Here is a 21,248-nt window from a genome sequence, read left to right as displayed (position 1 = left end):
CTTCTTCCTTCTTCCCACTATATGTTACGAATAACCGAAATAAAACTCCCCCTAGATCATCCTCAAGATGCGATCGCCAGTGCTATAGTCAAAAAGCTGCAAATTCCCCCCGAAGAATTGCTCAGCTATTCCATCTTCAAGCGCAGCTATGATGCTCGTAAAAAAGCAGAAATCCTCCTTGTCTATATTGTGGATGTAGAAACGACACAGGAAAAGCAACTTTTGGCGCGCTTCAAAAAAGATCCTCATGTGATGGTAACACCAGACACGAGTTATCGCTATGTAGCGCAAGCCCCCAACAATTTGACGATTCGCCCCATTGTGATTGGTACAGGGCCGTGCGGTATGTTTGCAGGTCTGATGCTGGCACAAATGGGATTTCGCCCCATTCTTTTAGAACGCGGAAAAGCTGTGCGCGATCGCACGGTTGATACTTTTGGGTTTTGGAAGAAAAAAGCAGAATTCAACCCAGAATCTAACGCTCAGTTTGGCGAAGGTGGTGCGGGTACTTTTTCCGATGGCAAGCTCTACAGCCAAGTTAAAGATCCTCAACATTATGGGCGGAAGGTGTTGACGGAACTTGTGAATGCAGGAGCTTCACCGGAAATTTTATATATTAATAAACCGCATATTGGCACGTTCAAACTGGTGGGAATTGTCCAAAGTCTTCGCGCCCAAATAGAATCATTAGGCGGAGAAATTCGGTTTCAAACTCGTGTAGAAGATATCCACATCGAAAATGGAAAAGTGCAGGGACTTACCCTCGCCAGCGGAGAATATATTGCTAGTAATTATATAGTTCTGGCGGTGGGACACAGCGCCCGCGATACTTTTGAAATGTTGTTTTCGCGCGGGGTTTACATTGAGGCAAAACCTTTTTCCATTGGTTTTCGGGTGGAACATCCCCAAAGTATTATCGATCGCTGTCGTTTTGGCGATCGGGCGGGCCATAAGCTTTTGGGTGCCGCCGATTACAAACTGGTTCACCATTGCCAAAACGGCCGTTCTGTGTATAGTTTCTGTATGTGTCCCGGTGGTTTGGTAGTGGCGGCTGCGTCAGAACCGGGGCGAGTGGTCACTAATGGAATGAGTCAATATTCTCGCAATGAACGCAATGCTAACAGCGGGATTGTGGTGGGTATCACGCCGGAAGATTATCCGGGTCATCCCTTAGCCGGAATTGAGTTTCAGCGTCGCCTAGAAGAACGGGCATTTGAGTTAGGAGGTGGCACTTACAACGCTCCTGGGCAGCTTGTGGGTGATTTTTTGGCGAATCGCCCTTCCACGGCGCTAGGCAGTGTGCAGCCGTCTTATACGCCGGGAGTTGTGATGACTGATTTGAGCGAAAGTTTGCCAGATTATGCGATCGCAGCTATCCGCGAAGCACTTCCGGCTTTTGACAAGCAGATTAAAGGATTTGCGATGGATGATGCGGTTTTGACTGGGGTGGAAACGCGCACTTCTTCACCGATTCGGATTAAACGCAAGGAAGATTATCAGAGTTTGAATACAGAAGGTCTTTATCCTGCTGGGGAAGGTGCAGGATATGCGGGTGGAATTCTGTCGGCGGGGATTGATGGGATTAAAGTGGCGGAGGCGGTTGCTTTGAGCATATTGCAATCTTCAAACCACAAAATTTAATGCGGGGTTTGAGGATTTTTAGATGATTTGAAGATTGCCGTCAACCGTCAACTGTCAACTGTTCAAACAGCAGCTAAACGCGAGCGAATTTCCGTATCGGTATACTCAGGCGTCCAGCCTTCTTTAGTGGTAAAATAGCGCACCGCTTTAATTTTCTGGGCTGCTGTCAAATAAAACCAGTGTTCTGTATTCGCCGGCACGTTGATAAATTCTTCCGGCTGCACTGTGAGTTCGACTTGGCTGCCGTCGGGCCGCACGAAGCCGAAAATGCCCTCGCCTGCTACGATATAGCGGACTTCATCATCGGCGTGGATGTGACACTTGTTGAATTTGGACAGCATGGTGTCGAGGTTGGGAATGTCCGGGTGCAGTACAATTAAGTCGCGATCCTGATAGCCTGCACTTTCCGACAACTGTTGAAAGTAGCCGTCGAGGGCTTGCAGCACTTGCTCTTTTTGATTCTCGTCAAGAGCATCTTTAGCTAACAAATTTTGAATTTCAGCGCTGTCACCCACGGGCCAGCGGTTGAGTTGAATGTTTAAGGAAGCGAGTTCTCGGGTAATGTCGCTTTGTTGAGTGTAGGTTGTACCGTTTTCGAGTCGCAGGATAGCCATTTTTGCACGTTCCAATTTTTGGGTGAGGCGATACACAGGCACTGTGAAAGATGTTTGTCGATCGCGCCTGTACCAGAATCACAATTTTAACGCTAATTTGAACAGGCAAGATGCCTGTTCCACAATAGTTTAATGATTTGAACAGGCAAGATGCCTGTTCTACAATAGTTCCAGATTTGTCGCGATAAGATTAATAAGTCAGCCACCAGCTAGCACCCGCAGCCATCGGCAATACTGATATCTTAACTGTAATTTTTGCAACAACCATGCCTACTTATACGGGAATTTCTAGCGAAGCATTTCAGCATCCGCTCGATCGCCAAGCTGAGGAAGCGCTGCGAAGCGTGCCTGGATTTGACTTAATTGCCAGCAAATTTGTAGAATTTGTCTACGAACGACCGCAATTCGTTTACCTAATGGGAAATAGCATTCAAGTCGGGCCCCGCCAATATGCCAGCATTTATCATATATTTCGGGAGTGCGTGCAGGCTTTAGATATTTTTCCAGAACCGGGTTTGTTTGTTTCTCAGGATCCCTCAGTTAACAGCTATGCCCTGGGAAAAAACCAGCCTTATGTAGTATTAAACACTGGTCTTTTAGACTTGTTGGACGAGGCGGAACTGCGGGTAGTCTTGGCTCACGAGTTGGGACACATTAAATGCGGCCATCCAACTTTAAATCAAATGGCGACGTGGGCGATGAGCGTCGCATCGACAATTGGCGAGATGACTTTCGGTTTGGGAAATATGGTCGGTAGCGGTTTAATTTTCGCTTTTTACGAGTGGCGGCGCAAGGCTGAATTGTCGGCAGATCGGGCGGCTTTGTTGGTGACGGATGACTTGAACAGTGTGATGAAGACGATGATGAAACTTGCGGGAGTTAGCAGTAAATATGCTGACCAATGCAGTTTGCAAGAATTTATACGCCAGTCTGACAACTATCAAGAGCTCGATCGAGACAATCTCAACCAAGTGTATAAATTTTTACTTTACAACGGCGGCCAAGGCGTGATGCTGAGTCACCCTTTCCCGGTGGAACGGCTGAGGTATTTGCGAGACTGGGCCAGTTCCGAAGAATACCGCCAAATTAAGTTGGGGAACTACAAGCGGGCTGTAGCTGAAGGTGCGGTTGATGTGAAGTCGCAAACGCCTAACAGCGAGACGGAGGCTTTGCGCCGTCAAATTGAAGAGTTGCAGCGGGAGATTGAGAGGCAAAAATCAAAGCGAAACTAAGTTTAAATTCCTCGTCCCCAGGCTGCGCCTGGGAACCAGCTAAATGTTTTGTTGAAGATTTACCGGATTTGAGGGAGGGAGAAACGTAAAAGGAAGGTAAACCAGTGAGAGACTTACTCGCAACTGGCCTCCAATCTAAAAACTGTCCCCTCCTTTCGGAAATGTGTTTCTGAGGAGGTGTAGTTTAAATCAAGAGAAGCTTATAAATCAACGGGGCTAAAAAAAATGAATATTGATAACGCAATGAATACTAACAAGCCAACTTCTAATTTTTTCGGCAATGTGGGAAAAGTCGCGATCGCTCTGACTCTTCTAGCCGCCGGCATGGCATTTACAAATCCTGGGAGAGACAAATACCTAACTTATGCTTCCGGCGTACTCCAAACCGAGTTGGAAAGCACTGTGTGCAAAGATTCTCGGGTGCCTAAAGCTTTGAGCGGGATTACAGATACTTTGATCGGCAGTTGCAAGAATTTGCTAACTTCGCAGCGGGACACGATCGAAAGTTTGCTAGACAATACAACGCAGCGTCAAAATTTAGGTGTGGTCAGTATTTACACAACTCAATTAGGCAAAAAAAGCTATCCAACGGTTGGAGCTTTTGGGAATTTCGTGACGTTGCCACCTAGTTCTGAAAATGTTCAAAAGTAGAGTCAAATTAAGTTTAAGTGTAGAAACCGGGTTTTGTAGAAAGCCCGGTTTTTGCTTAGGTAATTGTCTCTAAGCAAATCTCAATAAATTCGGATAGCGGCAGCACATATTTTTAGTCAAGCTCCCTATTAGAAGCAAAATATTAAGTTTTCTTAAAGAACAAAAGTTATTGCCGCACTTAATATTAACATGAACGCTATAAAGTTTGATGTTTAACAAATAAGCTGATGGCAATGCAATTAAGTAAGGGTGAGAGATTTAATATCTCTAAAGAAGCGCCTGGTTTAAAAAAAATGGCGATCGCCCTCGGTTGGCAGGTGACAGAGGCAGGACAAAGCTACGAGATTGATGTCTCTGCATTTATGCTAGGTGCTGACGGCAAAATACCTAACGATAAATATTTTATCTTTTACAATAATCTGCAATCCGGTGACAGTTCGGTACTGCAAGTGATTCGAGATAAAAACAACCCAAGTCAAGAGAATAAGACTATTTACGGCGTTATCTTAAAAAGAGTTAATCCTGACATTGAGGAAATAACTTTTGTTGTGACTATTCACGAAGCAGATAAAAATAGGGCAAATTTTAGCAATATCAAAAATGCTTTTATCAAAGTTTCCAATTTGGATACAAAAAGCGAACTGGTTCGGTATGAATTAAAAGAAAATTTTTCGCGAGAGACAGCGGTAGAATTTGGTCGTTTGTATAGAAAGAATGGAGAGTGGAGATTTCAGGCTGTAGGAGCAGGATATCAGGCAGGATTGCAGAGTTTTGTTGACAAGTATTGCAGCTAAATTAGTAATAATATTGCTGCAATTCCTCACGAGTTAGCAGCGGGAACGGCTGATGATTTACAGTTTTCGGCTGGGGAGCTGGAGGTGGAGTCAGAACCGGAAGCGGAATACTCTCGTCTGGAGCTTTTGGTAAATTTGTGGCTCTTCAGTAACTAGTATGCTAAACTAACAGTCAAACTGCCAAGTAGGCAAACATCTAACACGGAAGTTTTCAAAGTTTCTAAACCCGTAAGCAGAACGTTTAATCAACTTGAGCTTATTGTTGATGCCTTCGACAACACCACTCGTAGTCTTATAATCGAAGTAAGCAATAATCTCATCTAGCCAACGAATAATAGTATTCTGACTATCGGGAAAATATTTTTTAGCTCCTGACAGCCATCTTCCCAGTTTCAACAAACCGACTAACCAATTATTAGCCTGCTCGAAAATCCTTCTAATTTCTTCTTTTAATTCATGCCTACTTTTGAGAGGAGAAGATACATCTTTAACTTGCACGAGTTTAGCTTTTCGCTCTTCATTTAGATCTGATTCGTTCTTCAATAACACATATTTACTTTTATTCAATCCTTCTAAAACTTTCTCCTGGTCTGCTTTCTCTTCTGACGATTCTGCTTTTTTAATTAAATCTTCTACCTGTCTCTTTTCTCGCTTCCTTTGGGCATCTAATTCCTTATTTATTTGTGCCATTACATGAAATCAGTCGGCGACCACCTGAGCCTTTGGCATCAAGTCTATCACTAGATTTCTGTAACCTTTCCACAAATCTATACTTACTTCTTCTATTGGCTCTAATACCTCTTTACCCTATCCGAGCAGCACTTCCCTAATTTCTTGTTGTTTCCTTCCTGCCAATATCCCACTTTACTTTGACTTCTCTAAATCTATTAATACTGCACAGTAATTTCCTTTTTTTTTTATTACAGCTATTTCATCTATCCCTAATCTCTTCAACTCGCTAGGCTTAGCTTTCAATTATTCTTTCGATGCGTCTTTTAACATCCTTTCTATTTCTTCTGTTGTCACCACCCCTTTTTTCGCTACGCTGTGGATATCGTTCTCTAACACTTCTTAGATTATTGCTCTTCCTAGCCTTTTTGTATAGGTTCTTCTTTTTCTGACAAACTCCAACTCTTCACTAAATGGCTAGACACATTTTTCGCCTTTAAACTGTCGTCTGTTAATTTCTAAAAATACAAATTTCTCTCCCCAAGGTAAATTTTTGACTAGGTATCTATGATTTTGATGTAATCTATGACTTTTTTTTCCCCAACGTGGACAGTTACTTTCCTTACCGATTCCTTCCACCTGTAAAATTATTCCAATCCCTTCATGCTGGCGATGTGAGATTACTTTTATTCCCTCTATATTCAACAGCTTTGTTAAAAACTTTATCTCCTTTTTCGTTGTCATGGCTGTTCAATCTACCTAACCCATCTAGCTTTTGCTTATAGTTAATAATAAATGAGTTTCCTCTGTCAACCCCGGTAATGACTCTACCAACTATTTTTCTAGCCTCATTTGTCTTTCTTTCCTGGCTTAGCTGTTCATTTAGCATATTAACTACTGAAGAGCCTTAGTTATTTTTCTCATTGTCCGATATTTAGAAAGTAGACGACCTATATTTATCAATTCACTGTTTGGTTATTTTGTCAATGCGTAAGTCCTAATTTCTTAGTCCGCGTCGGCGGACTTCGTTCGTGTAGAAGCGATTTCAATCGCCGAATGACTGATTAAACAAATCAAAAATCTGCTGGCAAAAGTCTTTGAGTTTTTGCGCCGACTCCACCGCAGGTTCGGTTATGCCGAGAAAATTCCAATTTTCCACAGTAGAAAAGTGCCACTGCTGACCAGTATGATCGTAACCGGCGGCCTCAACGCCGATCGCCCGCCGATATCCTTCCACCGGATCTTGGTAAAATCGGATTTGAATCAAAATGCTGCGGCTTTGCAACAAGCGACTTCTACCGGGAAAATGGAAGCCAATGTCTATCGAATCTGGATCTACAAGTTCTCTGGTATCCTCGTCATTCATCCAAGGTTTCAAATCGACTTTTGCATCCGGGAATTCGGACTTGAATAAATTAACAACCGCAGCAATTTTGCTGGCAACTTCTATATTTTTGGCTTGTTCGGCAGCGTTCACTCGAAAAACTCCTATCAAATACAGTTATTACGTGATTTAGCTAACAATGTAACTGCATACTGCCTGCTTTAAACAGTGAACTGTGGACTATTTGATAGATATTTAGGAGTTGACAAATTTCCCACTATGTGTTAATGACCAGTCATAACATTTGAGAGTTGAGATTGGAGATTAAACAATTGGCAATGACTGATTCCGTAAAAGTGGTGAATAAATTTTATCAAAGCGGCAGGGCGATCGCAAATTCCGTACCTTCTCCCAGCACCGATTCGCAAGTTAGTTTACCGCCGTGGGTTTCTTCTACAATTTGCCGGCTGATAGACAACCCCAAACCAGTACCTTTTCCTACTCCTTTGGTAGTAAATAAATGGTCAAATATTTTCGACTTGACCTCCGATGACATCCCTTGACCGTTATCTTTGATTTTAATCACCACGCTGTTGTTATCCTCCCCGAGATGAGTGATAATGGCGATCGTATTCGGTAAAGCTTCAATTTCAGCGTAAGTGCGACCCTGATTGAATTCGTCAAAACACTCGATCGCATTTGCCAGCAAATTCATAAATACCTGATTCAGTTGCCCAAAATAACATTTAACTGGCGGGATATCTCCGTATTCTTTGATAATCTTAATCGCCGGGCGAGTATCTTTAGCTTTCAGGCGATACTGTAAAATCATCAAAGTGCTGTCGATGCCGTCATGAATATTTGCTGACACTTTATTCGCACTATCAGCGCGGGAAAAAGTCCGCAAAGACGTGCTAATATTGCGGATGCGCTCTGTACCTGATTTCATGGATAAAAGCATTTTCGGCAAATCTTCGATCAAATATTCTAAATCGATCTCCGATGCTTTATCCTGTAATTCATCTCCAGGATTAGGAAATTTTTCTTGGTAAAGTTGTAAGCAATCAATCAAATCTAAGCTCGCCTCAGCAGCAGCATCAAGATTGCCCGCAATAAAACCGAGCGGATTGTTAATTTCGTGAGCAACCCCTGCAATCAAGTTGCCGAGAGCCGACATTTTTTCGCTTTGAATGAGTTGCAGTTGCGCCTGTTGCAGTTCATTAAAAGATTTTTCTAACTGTTGAGATTTTTCTTTCTCGCGCGCGTACAAACCAGCATTTTCTACAGCAATAGCCACTTGAGAAATTAACACTTTGAATACTTCTACTCTTTCTGCTGTAAAAGCCCCTACTGTCAAAGCATTTTCTAAATAAATTATTCCGCGCCGCTGAGATTGATAAATAATCGGCAAACAGAGAATTGATTTTGGTTGATATTTCTGAATGTAGGTATCTACATTAAAAGGTTCGGCGACAGTCGCATTGTCTAAAACCAGATGCTTTTGACTGCGGTGTACGTAATTAATCACAGACAGGGGAACATCTTGACGAGTTTCTACGGGAATAGAGGGTAAAAGTGTCACTTTATCCTCCGCAAAACTGCCAGTAGCTTCTATGCAGAGGATATCGTTTTTCAGGAGCAGCAGCACTACTTTTTGAGCCGCCGCATTTTCTAAAATAATTTTGATTAATTTGGTCAACAATTTTTCTAGAACAATTTCACCGTTAATGGCTTGCGCCGACTTAATAAAAGTAGCTAAGTCTAAGAAATCGCCTAAACTACTACTGGTAGTATTTCCCGTAGCCGTGCGGGTGACATCCAGGGTTGGGGTGTGAATTGTGCGCGTCTGTGCTGCTAAGAAAGGATGTGTTGATTCTAAGTGTTTAACTTTAGCTATGGCTCCCCAATGGATATATCCATAATAGGCTTTAGTCAGATATGCTTGAGAAACTATCTCTTTACCCAAAGCTTGATAAAATTCTCCTGCTAATTCATAGGCTAATGCTTCCTCTTGAATGTAACCGTTTTTGGCGGCTCCATCAATTGCGCGATCGTACAATTCCATCGCTTGGCTATTGTGCCCAAAGACTCGCGCTTTCTCCGCTGCTACCAAATCATACTTGTGTTGATAATTCATTGGAGCATCAATAGCCCATTTTTGCATCTTTTTCTGGAGATTTGCCACTTTTTTGATATATTCTTTTTGCTCCTTTTTACCAGCTTGTGGATACAAAGCTAGGAGGCTAAGAGAATAGTATAATTTATTGACAGCGATCACATAAAATCCAGGTGCAACATCTTCATGTTGCTCAAATAATATGGAATTTTCTACGGCTTGGGCATAGTTGCCGAATGTGAAGTTCAGCACTGTCTTGGCATTGTACGCCAAAATAACGAAAAGAAATATTTTATATTCTATTAGAATAGGAAGCGTTTTGAACTCATCAAAACTGTCGCCGACTAAATAGCAGGGATCTGCTGATTTGTCACGCAAATTGAGCGCTATTTGTCTTTCTATACTAATGTAGTCAGAGCAACCTTCTTGTTTATTTTTTTGCAGTAATTTTATATATTTACCTGTCTCCTCTTCAATCAAATCTAGAGACTCTCCTGCCCACATTTTATAAGAGCAATATATACATAAAGAATAACCAGCATATTCCAACTCTCCACTTTCCATGCCGATTTTAAAACCTTCCATGAGATACCCTAATGCTAACTTAAGTTCGGCTTTCTGGGGTGCTATCAAAAAACTAAAGACTTCATAAACTCTACTTTTGATCGAACCGGATGAAAATTTATCTAACAGCTTAATTGCCAGTTGACCGAATTGGTATCCCAAATTAATATCCCCTAGCCCGCACAAAACTACGCCATAATAAACGTAACCAACGCTAGAATAAGGGGAATTGCCATATTTAAGGCACAGCTTAACCATCGTAAATGTTAGAAGCGGTAACAGTTGGGGCTTGATTTGAAAAGCACTGCTGAGAATTCCTGATAAAATTCGCATGGCTGCTTTTTGATTGGGATCGGTCATTTCTGGCAAGTTGGCTAAATCATCAATTCGCCTAATTCCTAAGCTCAGTCTTGTATTAATCGCTCCCGGTACAATATTTATTGATTTGGGATTTTGAGGAAAAACAATGCCTAAGAATTTCAGAACTTCTAGTCCTGTATTTAGTGCTTCTACAAGTTTATTTTGAGCGTTGTAAGACTGGAGTTGAAGCTCATAAGCATTCAGTTTTTCCAGCAAAGCTTGAGATTTTTGCAGTATAATATCAACCAGTTTTTTTGAATATTCATAGTTAATATTTAAGTATTCAGATTCTGCCATTGATTCGTAAATTGCCAATGTTAATTTATACTGGCTTTGCCAACAATCTGTTGGCAATAATTCCATAGCAACCTGCAAATACCTCACAGCAGCCTCGTAAGCATTCGCCAATTTTGCCTTGCGTCCCGCAGTTAAATTTAGTTTAGCTAACTGCGTCTTTTCTGCTGGCTGGCTAATCGTTTCAATTCCCACATTCAATTGATTGACAATATCAAAGATGTTTTCTTCGAGCTTTTCGGCTGGAGTATTATTTAACAGTAATTGACCAATTTTTAAATGGGTGGATTGCTTTTCGTTTTCGGGAATGAGGGAATAGGCCGCTTGCTGGACGCGATCGTGCAAAAATTTGTAAATAACCCGCGAAGTATCTAACTTGAGATTGATTGATTCGGCTCGATCGAAAACTAAAGGAATGCGATAAGCATCGCTCAAGGGCAGAATTAACCCGGCTTGCAAAGCTGAATAAAGTTCAGTTGCGGTAGTATTAGCTGACTCTTCGCTAACAAGTGACAGCACATCCAGAGCAAATTTATCTCCCACGCAAGCTGCTAGCTTCAACACTTCTTGGGTGGGTGCAGGCAGCTTTTCAATGCGAGAAGCTACCAGTTCCACCACACTTTTATCGGTGATTCCAATGGCTTGAATTTCATCAATACTCCAATACCAGCCACTTTGACTTCCCTCATTTGTAATGTGATTAAATTCAAATTTTAAAAGAGAGTCTTGATAAAGTGCTTGGAGTAATTGAGTCAAGAAAAAAGGATTACCGCCCGTTTTATTCCAGATTAAATCCGCTAGATTTGTTATTTTGTCTGTGCAAGTGTTAAGTGTTTCAGTGACTAATTCCGTCACATTTGCTAAATCCAGCGGTTGCAACACGATATTGTTGACTATGGTACCAGTTTTTTCAATTTCTTCTACAGTCTGAATTAAGGGGTGGGTCGGACTAACTTCATTGTCTCGATAGGCACCGATTAGCAACAAATATTCCTGGTAAGGGTCAGTTATCAGTATTTGCATCAACTTTAATGTTGCTGAATCTGCCCATTGCAAATCGTCTAAAAAGATAACTAGGGGGTGTTCTTTTTGGGCGAAAACGCGAATAAATTCTTTGAATACCCGATTGAATCGATTTTGGGATTCTACAGGGGCGAGTTCTGGGACTTCTGGCTGTTTGCCGATAATTAATTCAACTTTTGGAATTACGTCGGCAATTACTTGGCCGTCTGTTCCCACTGCTGTTAAAATTTTAGTGCGCCATATTTCTAATGAAAGTGCACTTTCTGTTAGCAATTGCCGCAGCAGGGAGTTAAATGCTTGGATTAATGAGGCATAAGGAATATTGCGTTTTAATTGGTCAAATTTGCCGCTAATAAAGTAACCTTTTGACCTGGTAATTGGTTTGCTAACTTCGTTTACTGCGGCTGATTTACCGATGCCTGAGTAGCCTGATACTAGAATTAATTCGCTGCTTCCTGATGGGGGCGGGTTTGGTTCTAAGGTTGCTGGTTTTTCTAACAAATTGTTGGCTAAACCCCCTCTTACACGTTCAAATGCTGCTAGCAATTCATTAACCTGATTTTCCCTACCGTACAATTTTTGGGGGATTAACAATTGGCTGAGAATATCTAAGCGTCCGGGGATGAAGTCGGCAATTTGTCCGATGGTTTTTAACTGATGCAAAGAAATTTCTAAGTCGGCTAACAATCCGGCCGCACTTTGATATCTATCTTGGGCATTTTTTGCCATCAATTTCATCACTATCTCAGAGATAGCGACAGGTATTTCTGAATTGATTTGATGGGGATATATTGGTTGAACTGCGATGTGGCTGTAAACTATTTCTAATGGGTCGTTGCTGCGGAAAGGTAATTTTCCAGTCAGCATTTCATATAATGTGATACCAAGGGAATAAAAGTCTGTGCGGTAGTCGAGGGTGCGGTTCATTCTCCCGGTTTGTTCGGGTGACATATAGGCTAAGGTGCCTTCGACTGAGTTGGGATTGTTAAATTGCGGATTTTCTTTGTTGAGTTTTGTAGCAATGCCGAAGTCGGTGAGTTTTACTTGTTTTGTTTGCGAGTTAATTATGATGTTGCTGGGTTTAATGTCTTTGTGAATAATGTGCTGAAAATGCAGGTATTGTAAGGCTTTGACTATTTGGATGGCGATGTTTAAATTTGCTTGCAGGCTCAAGGTTTCTCTTTCCAGCAGTTTGGCGAGGGATTCGCCGCCCAAGTCTTCTAAAACGATTCCTAATCGGTGGTCAAATGTTTCGATACTGATAGCTTTGACGATGTGTTCGCTGTCTAAATTTTGGCTGATTTGATATTCGTGTTTGAGCCTGGTAATGGCTTCAAGGGAGGGATATTCGGCTTTGAGAACTTTCAAAATTACTGGGGGCGCATCTGTCGGTGTTTGTCCGCGATAGATTATTGTTTCGACCCCTTCGTGCAGAGTATAAGTTATTTGGTATTTTGATAAGGTTAACATCTCTTAAGTTATAAATTACAGGAGCCGAGCATCATTAGATTAACACTACTTAATCTTAATTTTGTGTGATTCGGATCATGTATTTTGCGATTTCCCAATCACACGGAATATACACTAAGTAAAAAGGTGGGCTGGGTCGTTGGTGTCAACAAACATCTTAAATGTAATCTCGGTCTTGTGTTTGAGTCCCGAATGCTTTCGCTGCACCGTTTTTCTGGGAGATGGGAGCGATCGCACTGGGCCTATAACAGCAGAAGATGGGAGCGATCGCACTGGGCCTAAAACAGGCAATTGAACGGGTTCTCAATCGCTGACTACCGTAACTTCACAGATAGTAGCAATAGATTCCGGTTCAGGTAAAATACGCACGCGGGCGAATTTTAAACCGCTGACTCCTTGCAGTGATTCTACCATGCCGGTCTGAACTTTTGGCTCTACCCAACCTTCGCGAGACAAGTAACGCAAGTATTGTTGGTACTCTTCCCATTCGTCTTCGGTTGAATAAACTACCGTTAACATTCCTGGCTGGGTAATTCGCTCTTGTGCGTCTTTGTCAACGGCTTTTTCGATCCGCTTTTTGACAAGTTCGTAGCGGATGTCGCGAGTGCCTTTGACATCAAACATTTTTTCGGTGTTTTCGTTGTGAAAAATGTCGATCGTGGTATTCTGCACTAACACTAAATGTGCGAGTTCCATGTTGATTTGAGACTCGGCTTGCAGGCGAAAAACTGTGCGGCCGCAATCGCAAATAGCTCGCAGTTGTTCGTACCGCAAACTGTGTAGGTGAAACTGGCTGAATGTGGGGTCGATCGATTTTCCTACATAAATCATGTGATCGATGCCGTCGGTGCATTCGATGTCGCAGTAGTGGGGCAAAATTTGCTGCATTTTTTCTTGCCAGCGGGCCCAGGTTTCTTGGAGTTTGGTGCTGATTAGGTTCAGCATTTGGTCGTAGCGGTTGCGATCGCTGTAAACGCAGTTATGTTCGTTGTCACAGGCTGCTTGGTAAGCTTCAACGGCTGCCTGAACCTTGGGCCCGCACTGCACAAAATAGTCAAAATATACTTCTAAATGCTCGTTTAAATACTCGGCTGCTCGCACCTCCATATCGACTGTTACTTTTTGTTTTAAATGCTGGATGTAGTCGAGCAAGTCGAGCCGCAGTTGCTCGCCGAGGTGGGTAGTTTGTGTTTGGCAAACAGCATCAGCTATGACTAAACCTAAGCGAAATTGTTCGAGCAAATCAGTTTGAATGGCTCGGTTTCTTTCATCGCTAGAACCGCGAATGTCCGAAATTCCGTACAGCGGATGAACGTCAGCAAATACGATTGTTTCTGGAGGTAGTCCCCAACTTCGCCTTTCTGCTTCTTGGGCGAACCGCCACTCGACTGCGGGGTGGATATTGTGAATGTGGGTAAACCGCTCCTGGATAGCTTGCCGCAGGGCTGCAATGAAAGCGGGAATGAGTTCTTGGGCGTGTTGAGCGTCAATGCCGTTGAAGTGGTTTGGCCGATCGCACAACAGCCCCACGACTCCCAAAATCCGCACCCCGCACCCCTCACGGGTGACGGATTTGACTACCAGGGGCACCAGCAGCATCGATCGAGTTCCCATTCTCCGCAAAGTTCGATCGCACTCGGTTTCGCACTCCCTACGCAAGTCTGGCACGTTCCAAACTTGATTTGCTGCTGTGGCCTTCAAAAAGTGAGAAGCTTCTAGGGAGTGCATTGAATAAAGAATCGGCTGCAAATTTTGGCCGTCTTTTGCAACTAATAGCTGTACCTGATCGCCGTCTGGTCGCAGCAACAAAGTGCCGTCAGCATTGAAGAGCGATCGCAAACACCGATCGATTCTCTCAAATTTGTCTGGCCGCAGCATCGAATCTTGATCGATCAATAACTGAGTCAGCCGCCGAATTTGCTCCTGCACGGTGACATCAAAACCTTCTAGCAGCAACAAACCTTCTACGCGGTAATTATCCAACTGCAATCGATTGGTTAAATTTTCCAGTTGATTCGGCTGCATCAGCCAAGCTTCCCGTTCTGCAAGAGGCATTAATCTTAAAGAAATATCCGCGAATTCATCTATTTTTGAGTCAATTCGAGTAATTTTTAACTGTTCCGAACCCAGCCAAAATTCAATGAATCTCGCTTCTCGGTGTTTGGGGTTTTTTACACTCGCCGTGACAGGTTGGTCTAGCACCCGCAAACCGTCAATGTCAATTTGATAATATTGCTTAAATACCCAGTGCAAAAGGTGGCGACGGTACAATTGTTCTGCTGTTCTGCCGCCCCAATCCTCCAACAGTTCCAGCAGAGTGATGTCGGTTTCTGCAAACCCACCGTTGGTAAATTGAGTTGCCAAGGGCGTTTCCTCCCAACCAGCCAAGCGACAAAATGCCGCGTTAGCGTAACGCAGGGCAAAAGTTCCCGGTTGCATTACTGCGATTAAAACGTGGCGATCGCCGAGAAATTGAAACAATCGCTGTAAATCTTGTTTCCACGTTTTCAACGGTTCGATTTCAGAAGATTGACTGGGTACTTTGCCCGCCAAAGCTTCCAGTAGCTGTTCTATACTTGGTTCGCTGGGCAGATTGTTACTGTCTTGCTTTGTTGGAACGATATCTGTCGCTGGCGATTTTACAGAGTTGTTGTTTTGATGGGAAGACGATTTAGGAGTAGACATGAGTAAAACACCTGAAAGCAGTGGATTTTGCCAAAAAATGTCAGCGATCGGCGATTATGGCTTTGTAAAGAGCTTAAATCCTGTTTGTAAAGTTTGTGTGTGGGTATCGGAAACTGGGTTTTTTCTCGGACGAGGGGCCCAGGGACTTTTACTTTTATTCACAAACAACCTCTCAGTCTCGACGTTATAGGTGATATTAACGTGTTTACCGCCTGGGGGGTAACACCCATTATAAGCGGTAGGCAGTAGCGGATAGTGTCAGCAACTAATGCTATTTGACTCAGAGGCGAGATATATAGCAGGTTTGGGTTGAATGAAGCACAGCCCTGGCAATTGGTAATTGGTAATTGGTAATTAATAATTAGCAAACTGGTTGCTTGTCACTAAATTAGCCAATAAAGTTGCGACAACAATTCCACTAACACTTGCTATTTGCCAATGCAAGAATTAACATATATAATACAGCTAACAGGATTTTTGAAAGGACATAGTTATGGCTTTAACGGTTAACAATCTCATTGCCGATGTGAATGGATTTCCTGTATTTGCTGGGGGCGGGCCACGTCTTTTGGGATTCGCTACACCCGATGAGATTAACGTAGGGAATGGAAATTTGTCGTCTTTTTCTTGGGGAGTTTGGGGACTAGACGGCAACGATACTATAGGAGGTTCGTCGGATTCCAACGAACGGCTGTTAGGAAATAATGGCAATGATATTATCGCTGGTGGCGGCGGAAATGACATAATTTACGGCGGGAAAGAGGACGATCGCCTGGATGGAAATGATGGCAACGACTTAGTTAGGGGCGACGCCGGAAATGACCTTATCTTTGGAGGGTTCGGGAACGATATCCTGCGGGGAGGGCAAGGAGACGACGATTTAGACGGCAATGAGGGCAACGATTTCTTAGCAGGCGATCGGGGAGTTGACGTGCTCACCGGAGGCATCGGTGCTGACATATTCGTGCTCAGAAGCAACGATGAAGCATTTGGTATAGATGGAGCAGATGTCGTTACAGATTTTAATTTTGACGAGGGCGATCGCATCGGTTTGACGGACGGTTTAACAGAACTAAACCTTTTCTTTGAAGACGACAATTTGATTGCTTACGATAATGATGGAATTATCAACGACATGGTGATTGAAAACATAATTACCGGACAGATTGTGGGGATAGTTTTAGACACGGACAACTTTGAACTTGTCGGTGCATTTGAACAGGCAAGTCCGTTTGCTTTGGCAGTTAACGGTTCTCAATTCCAGTTTTTGGCTTAGGTTATTTGTAGGAAATTAGACGGGCTAGAGAGCGAGTTCCGGGTAGGGGACACGGCAATTTTGCGTCGGACACGGCAGTGCCGTGTCCCTACCGATAGCGGAAAATCTATCTCTAAGCAACTGTACTTTGCAGAAGTCTTAAAACAGTAATAGTTGTTTTTGCACAAGCACCAGTTTTGACTATATCTTCGCCATAAATTGCAAAATTAGCTGAATCTGTCACCGGTTTAAATTGATCAAAAAACAAGCGGTGGCGGGTCACGATTTATTATTACCAAACAAGGCCCGACTTACACGGTTTTGACAGCTAATCACGTTGTTGCCGCTCCGGATACCTATACGATTCGCACTTCTACAGGAAAAGACTATCAAGTAACCCGTAGTGTACTATTGCAGAAAGGCCAAAATGCTCCTGATTTAGCAGTTGTAACATTTAAGAGCACTAAATCTTATCCAGTTGTAACTTTAGGCTATTCTGAACAAGCGGCAGTTGGTACACCAATTTTTGTGTTTGGCTATCCAGGTTTTCCGGCTAGCATAACAAACCAAACTGAACGCAATTTTGAATTTTCACCAGGCTTTGATATGAATCGGGCGCTGAGCCTGTGCTACTTGTGCGTCAACAGTCGCTAGAGTAAAAGACAACATCCCATGGAGGAACAAACCTCTGCACCAATGGACTCGCTTCATAAAAATATCCTGCTAATACCTTAATAAACTAATATAAAGGATGAGCTGTGTAGGAAAAATCCTAACTTTAGACAGATGACAAATAGGACTTACGCACAGCCTTGGACGTACTGCAACCAAAGAAAGCGGGTTTTTTATCGAATATGCAGGCTGTAACGAAGTATTTTGGTAAAAAAAACCGGTTTCTGGGTTCTCATGCGTTAGTCCTAATTGTAGGAAATCTCAGGTATTATGAATGGCCTAAACTCCAGCTTGTTCCTAATCTAGGGATATTGCCGAAGTTTTAACACTGGCAGATGAGCTAGGTATACTGGAGGTCGATCGAATACCGATCGAGTTCCAAACGATATCATCAATGATAATGAAGAATAATAAAAATTATAAAAATAGCGAAAAATTAGGTAAATCACAGCCTAAATATCTCATACTAATAGGTTATTTGTTAGCAGTAGTTGCTACTTTAATATGGGCTGGTAACTTCATTGTTGCCCGAGCTTTTACTCAAGATATTCTACCTGTAGGACTAGCCTTTTGGCGATGGACTATCGCTGTTGTAACTCTGACACCATTCGCCATTAAAACGACAGTCGCCGACTGGAAATTGGTACAAAAAAATCTGCCATACTTGGCTTTATCGGGTTTTTTAGGCGTGACTGCTTTTAACACATTAATCTATATTGCAGGTCACACAACACAGGCCACAAACTTGTCATTAATCGCTGCTTCTTCCCCTATTTTTATCGTACTAATGTCTAGAATTTTTTATGGAGAAATTATTTTTTTGACGCGGTTCGCGGGAATTGCGATCACAGTCAGCGGTGTTATACTTTTGCTCGCAGGAGGTTCTTTAGAAAAATTACTCAATATTTCTTTCGCCATTGGCGATATTTATATGCTATTGGCGGCCATAATCTTCGCTGGCTACACCATGTTAGTCAAACGCAAGCCATCGACCATGCACATCACAACCTTTAGCTTATGTACTTTTAGTTTAGGGCTATTATTTTTAGTACCCTTATATGCCCTTGAATGTTGGATTTATCATCCTGTTGTCTTTAATCCAGCCATCGTGAGGGCATTGCTCTACGTTGGAGTGCTTTCTTCAGTAGTGGCTTATCTCGCATGGAATCAGGCGATCGCCCTAATTGGCCCTTCCCGCACAGCTTTAATTTACTACATGATTCCAGTCTTTAGCGGTCTTGGTGCGCGGCTTATCCTCAATGAACCGATCGCCTTAGTTCATCTCTTTAGTACGTTGTTAATCATCGCAGGCATTATTATCACTAATAGACAGTAACTATATAACAAAAGATCCCAACTCATAGCGCGTTAATCCGCGAGCATCAGCGGTTAAAAAATAAAAACATCTAACTTTTCCCAAAACTTGCATCCAAACAGCCCCATTTAGCCCTAAAATAAAAAAGACTGACTAGCCAACAATGCCCTATGTTTGAAGCCCTTGCCGATCGACTCGAATCCACCTGGAAAAAACTGCGCGGACAGAATAAAATCTCCGAGTCTAACATCCAAGACGCCCTCAAAGAAGTCCGTCGCGCCCTCCTGGAAGCCGATGTCAACCTCCAAGTCGTCAAAAACTTCATCGGAGAGGTAGCAGCCAAAGCACAAGGAGCAGAAGTAGTTTCAGGCGTCCGTCCCGACCAACAATTCATCAAAATCGTTCACGACGAACTCGTGCGCGTCATGGGGGAAACCAACGTACCCCTCGCCACCGCCGAATCCGGGCCCACAGTGATCCTGATGGCCGGTTTGCAAGGAACCGGGAAAACCACAGCTACCGCCAAACTAGCACTGCACCTCCGCAAACAAAATCGTACCGCACTGCTAGTCGCAACCGACATTTATCGACCAGCCGCGATCGACCAATTGCTGACCCTCGGCAAACAAATCGACGTACCCGTATTTGAATTAGGCAAAGACATTGACCCCGTAGAAATTGCCCGCCAAGGCATCGAACACGGCAAACAAATTGGCATTGATACCATCATCGTCGATACCGCAGGCCGCCTGCAAATCGACCAAGACATGATGGCAGAATTGGGCCGCATCAAACAAACAGTACAACCCCACGAAACACTGTTAGTTGTTGATGCCATGACCGGCCAAGAAGCAGCCAATTTAACCCGCACTTTTCATGAACAAATCGGCATTACCGGCGCAATCTTAACCAAATTAGACGGCGACAGCCGCGGCGGTGCAGCCTTGTCAGTGCGGCAAATATCCGGCGCGCCGATTAAATTTGTCGGAGTTGGCGAAAAAGTGGAAGCATTGCAACCATTTTATCCCGATCGCATGGCATCGAGAATACTAGGCATGGGCGATGTCTTGACCCTCGTAGAAAAAGCGCAAGAAGAATTCGACATCGCCGATGCCGAAAAAATGCAAGAGAAAATGCTCACGGCAAAGTTTGACTTTACCGACTTTCTCAAACAAACCAGACTGTTAAAAAATATGGGTTCCCTCGGCGGCATCATGAAAATGATTCCGGGGATGAACAAACTCTCAGACGAACAAATGCGGCAGGGAGAAGTGCAGCTAAAACGCACCGAAGCCATGATCAATTCGATGACAGTTGAAGAACGCCGCAATCCCGAACTTTTAGCAAGTTCTCCATCCCGCCGCCGCCGCATCGGCAAAGGCGCAGGCTACGCTGAAAACGACGTAACTAAGCTGGTGAGCGATTTCCAGAAAATGCGTACAATGATGCAGCAAATGAGTCAAGGCAACTTTACAGGAATGGGAGGATTGCCGGGAATGCCCGGAATGCCCGGAATGGGTGGCCCCGGAATGCAGCCCGGTTCCCGTGGCTATATGGGTGCCCAGCAGAAGAAGAAAAAGAAAAAAGATAAGCCAAAAAAAGGTTTCGGACAGTTGTAAAAAGTGGTGGCTGGTTTCACTAAATAATTGGCTACCACCGATAATCTCGTAAACCAGCCCCCACCCCAATATTCCTTTATTACTATTGGTCGAAAATGTAATAACTATTAAACTTTAACTCTTTTCTTGTTGCCACTTTATACGTGAAAAAGCCTGTAATTAGGGCTTGCTGAAAAAAGGGAAAAAAGTGAGGGGGATTGGATGGGCGAGCATTAGGTGGGTGGTAAGCGTGCAGGAAAAACCGGTAAAATAGTTCAAAACCCGTGCATTATCGTTGGCTCCCGTCTACCGAAAAGTTGAACCCACCCCAAGCTCAGCCCAAGACTTTAAGCTGCCCTTGGAAGGAAAGTTGGCAGCGACTAATCGTTGGGTGCAGCTAGCCGAACTAATACCCTGGTCGCAATTTGAATCAGAAGATGCCCAAAATTTCGTAGCAGAAGTGGGACCTCCCGCTCTCATCATTTCGGCTGGCGTTATACCAATTTCCTAAAGTTCTGCTACAGATAAGGCATCTAAAATGAATTGCCATCCCGTCAAAGAAGCAATGACTTCATTCGTCAACTTGTTTAACTCTTTTTGCACCGCTGCTCTCAACTCCTCTATGTGTTCAAATCTCAACCATTTTAATCGTTCTTTTATAGCGTTCCTAATTGAGTTGTGAACACTAACCATACATATAAAGTTTGGGAAATCCAAATATTTGACGATAAGCGAAAAAACATAAATAACCTCTTTACTATGGCAAAAGATTTACAGCGATAGGCCAATTTCCTTAAGAGATTCTTTCCTTGTAACCAAATATCTTCTACTGGATTTTGTTCGGGGGCATTCGGAGCAAATAAGATACAGCAGATTCCATGTATATATGATACAGTTTATTTAGTACATAAGCGAAAAAAATGAAACCTTATTCGATTGAGTTGCGTGAGAAAATAGTTAAAATTTATGAA

At 43.1% G+C, this 21,248-nt stretch carries 15 protein-coding genes and 2 pseudogenes; 9 read left to right on the top strand and 8 right to left on the bottom strand.

What is annotated here, in order from left to right; all coding sequences use genetic code 11:
• Positions 1-21: 21 nt before the first annotated feature.
• Positions 22-1,641: an NAD(P)/FAD-dependent oxidoreductase gene (locus tag QUA57_RS14010; RefSeq protein WP_333061594.1), complete on the top strand. Its 1,620-nt coding sequence runs from the start codon at positions 22-24 to the stop codon at positions 1,639-1,641.
• Between the two features lie 62 nt (positions 1,642-1,703).
• Here the strand turns inward: QUA57_RS14010 and QUA57_RS14005 are convergent, their stop codons facing one another.
• Entirely contained in the window at positions 1,704-2,255 is a 552-nt protein-coding gene (locus tag QUA57_RS14005; RefSeq protein WP_333061595.1) for an acireductone dioxygenase, read from the bottom strand.
• A gap of 266 nt (positions 2,256-2,521) precedes the next feature.
• Here QUA57_RS14005 and QUA57_RS14000 point away from each other — a divergent pair, with 266 nt between their 5' ends.
• The 3 genes from QUA57_RS14000 (at position 2,522) to QUA57_RS13990 (ending at position 4,932) form a co-directional block, all read left to right on the top strand.
• Positions 2,522-3,487 carry a M48 family metallopeptidase gene (locus tag QUA57_RS14000; RefSeq protein ID WP_333061596.1) on the top strand — a complete coding sequence of 322 codons (966 nt, stop codon included), beginning with the start codon at positions 2,522-2,524 and terminating at the stop codon, positions 3,485-3,487.
• Between the two features lie 225 nt (positions 3,488-3,712).
• Complete coding sequence (locus QUA57_RS13995; protein WP_333061597.1) at positions 3,713-4,138, top strand: DUF4359 domain-containing protein; 426 nt, start codon at positions 3,713-3,715, stop codon at positions 4,136-4,138.
• A 227-nt stretch (positions 4,139-4,365) separates the two neighbouring features.
• Positions 4,366-4,932: a TerD family protein gene (locus QUA57_RS13990; RefSeq protein ID WP_333061598.1), complete on the top strand. Its 567-nt coding sequence runs from the start codon at positions 4,366-4,368 to the stop codon at positions 4,930-4,932.
• Between the two features lie 165 nt (positions 4,933-5,097).
• Here QUA57_RS13990 and QUA57_RS13985 read toward each other — a convergent pair.
• From QUA57_RS13985 to QUA57_RS13970, 4 genes and pseudogenes are all read right to left on the bottom strand, one after another.
• A pseudogene (locus QUA57_RS13985) lies at positions 5,098-6,345 on the bottom strand (ISL3 family transposase).
• 301 nt (positions 6,346-6,646) lie between these two features.
• Positions 6,647-7,078 (bottom strand): hypothetical protein, encoded by a 432-nt coding sequence (locus QUA57_RS13980; protein WP_333035142.1) that lies wholly within the window; start codon positions 7,076-7,078, stop codon positions 6,647-6,649.
• Positions 7,079-7,298: 220 nt separating this feature from the next.
• Complete coding sequence (locus tag QUA57_RS13975) at positions 7,299-12,752, bottom strand: protein kinase domain-containing protein (RefSeq protein ID WP_333061599.1); 5,454 nt, start codon at positions 12,750-12,752, stop codon at positions 7,299-7,301.
• 303 nt (positions 12,753-13,055) lie between these two features.
• Positions 13,056-15,437: a GAF domain-containing protein gene (locus QUA57_RS13970; protein WP_333061600.1), complete on the bottom strand. Its 2,382-nt coding sequence runs from the start codon at positions 15,435-15,437 to the stop codon at positions 13,056-13,058.
• Between the two features lie 493 nt (positions 15,438-15,930).
• Here QUA57_RS13970 and QUA57_RS13965 point away from each other — a divergent pair, with 493 nt between their 5' ends.
• The gene (locus tag QUA57_RS13965) at positions 15,931-16,713 is read left to right on the top strand and encodes a calcium-binding protein (RefSeq protein WP_333061601.1); all 783 of its coding nucleotides are present in this window, start codon (positions 15,931-15,933) and stop codon (positions 16,711-16,713) included.
• Between the two features lie 112 nt (positions 16,714-16,825).
• Here the strand turns inward: QUA57_RS13965 and QUA57_RS13960 are convergent, their stop codons facing one another.
• On the bottom strand, positions 16,826-16,975 hold the full coding sequence (locus QUA57_RS13960) for a hypothetical protein (RefSeq protein WP_333061602.1): 150 nt from the start codon (positions 16,973-16,975) through the stop codon (positions 16,826-16,828).
• 38 nt (positions 16,976-17,013) lie between these two features.
• Between QUA57_RS13960 and QUA57_RS13955 the strand changes: the two genes are divergently transcribed.
• The 4 genes from QUA57_RS13955 (at position 17,014) to QUA57_RS13940 (ending at position 20,788) form a co-directional block, all read left to right on the top strand.
• Entirely contained in the window at positions 17,014-17,346 is a 333-nt protein-coding gene (locus QUA57_RS13955) for a serine protease (protein WP_333061603.1), read from the top strand.
• A gap of 418 nt (positions 17,347-17,764) precedes the next feature.
• Entirely contained in the window at positions 17,765-18,700 is a 936-nt protein-coding gene (locus QUA57_RS13950; RefSeq protein ID WP_333061604.1) for a DMT family transporter, read from the top strand.
• Positions 18,701-18,849: 149 nt separating this feature from the next.
• Positions 18,850-20,298, top strand: a complete 1,449-nt coding sequence (gene ffh / locus QUA57_RS13945) for a signal recognition particle protein (RefSeq protein WP_333035131.1) — start codon at positions 18,850-18,852, stop codon at positions 20,296-20,298.
• A gap of 274 nt (positions 20,299-20,572) precedes the next feature.
• A complete protein-coding gene (locus QUA57_RS13940; protein WP_445304477.1) occupies positions 20,573-20,788 on the top strand; it encodes a hypothetical protein in 216 nt (71 codons plus the stop codon).
• Here QUA57_RS13940 and QUA57_RS13935 read toward each other — a convergent pair.
• Together QUA57_RS13935 and QUA57_RS13930 are read right to left on the bottom strand one after the other, a co-directional pair.
• On the bottom strand, positions 20,785-20,970 hold the full coding sequence (locus tag QUA57_RS13935) for a hypothetical protein (RefSeq protein ID WP_333061605.1): 186 nt from the start codon (positions 20,968-20,970) through the stop codon (positions 20,785-20,787). The two genes, QUA57_RS13940 and QUA57_RS13935, sit on opposite strands and share 4 nt — an antisense overlap.
• Positions 20,963-21,152: pseudogene (locus QUA57_RS13930) on the bottom strand (IS630 family transposase); the annotation flags it as partial. The gene QUA57_RS13935 and the pseudogene QUA57_RS13930, both read right to left, overlap by 8 nt.
• Between the last annotated feature and the right edge of the window lie 96 nt (positions 21,153-21,248).

The organism is Microcoleus sp. Pol7_B2 (assembly GCF_036701035.1).
GTDB lineage: Bacteria > Cyanobacteriota > Cyanobacteriia > Cyanobacteriales > Microcoleaceae > Microcoleus.
Note: the sequence above shows the minus strand (reverse complement) of the source record. Positions and strands in the feature narration are given on the sequence as shown.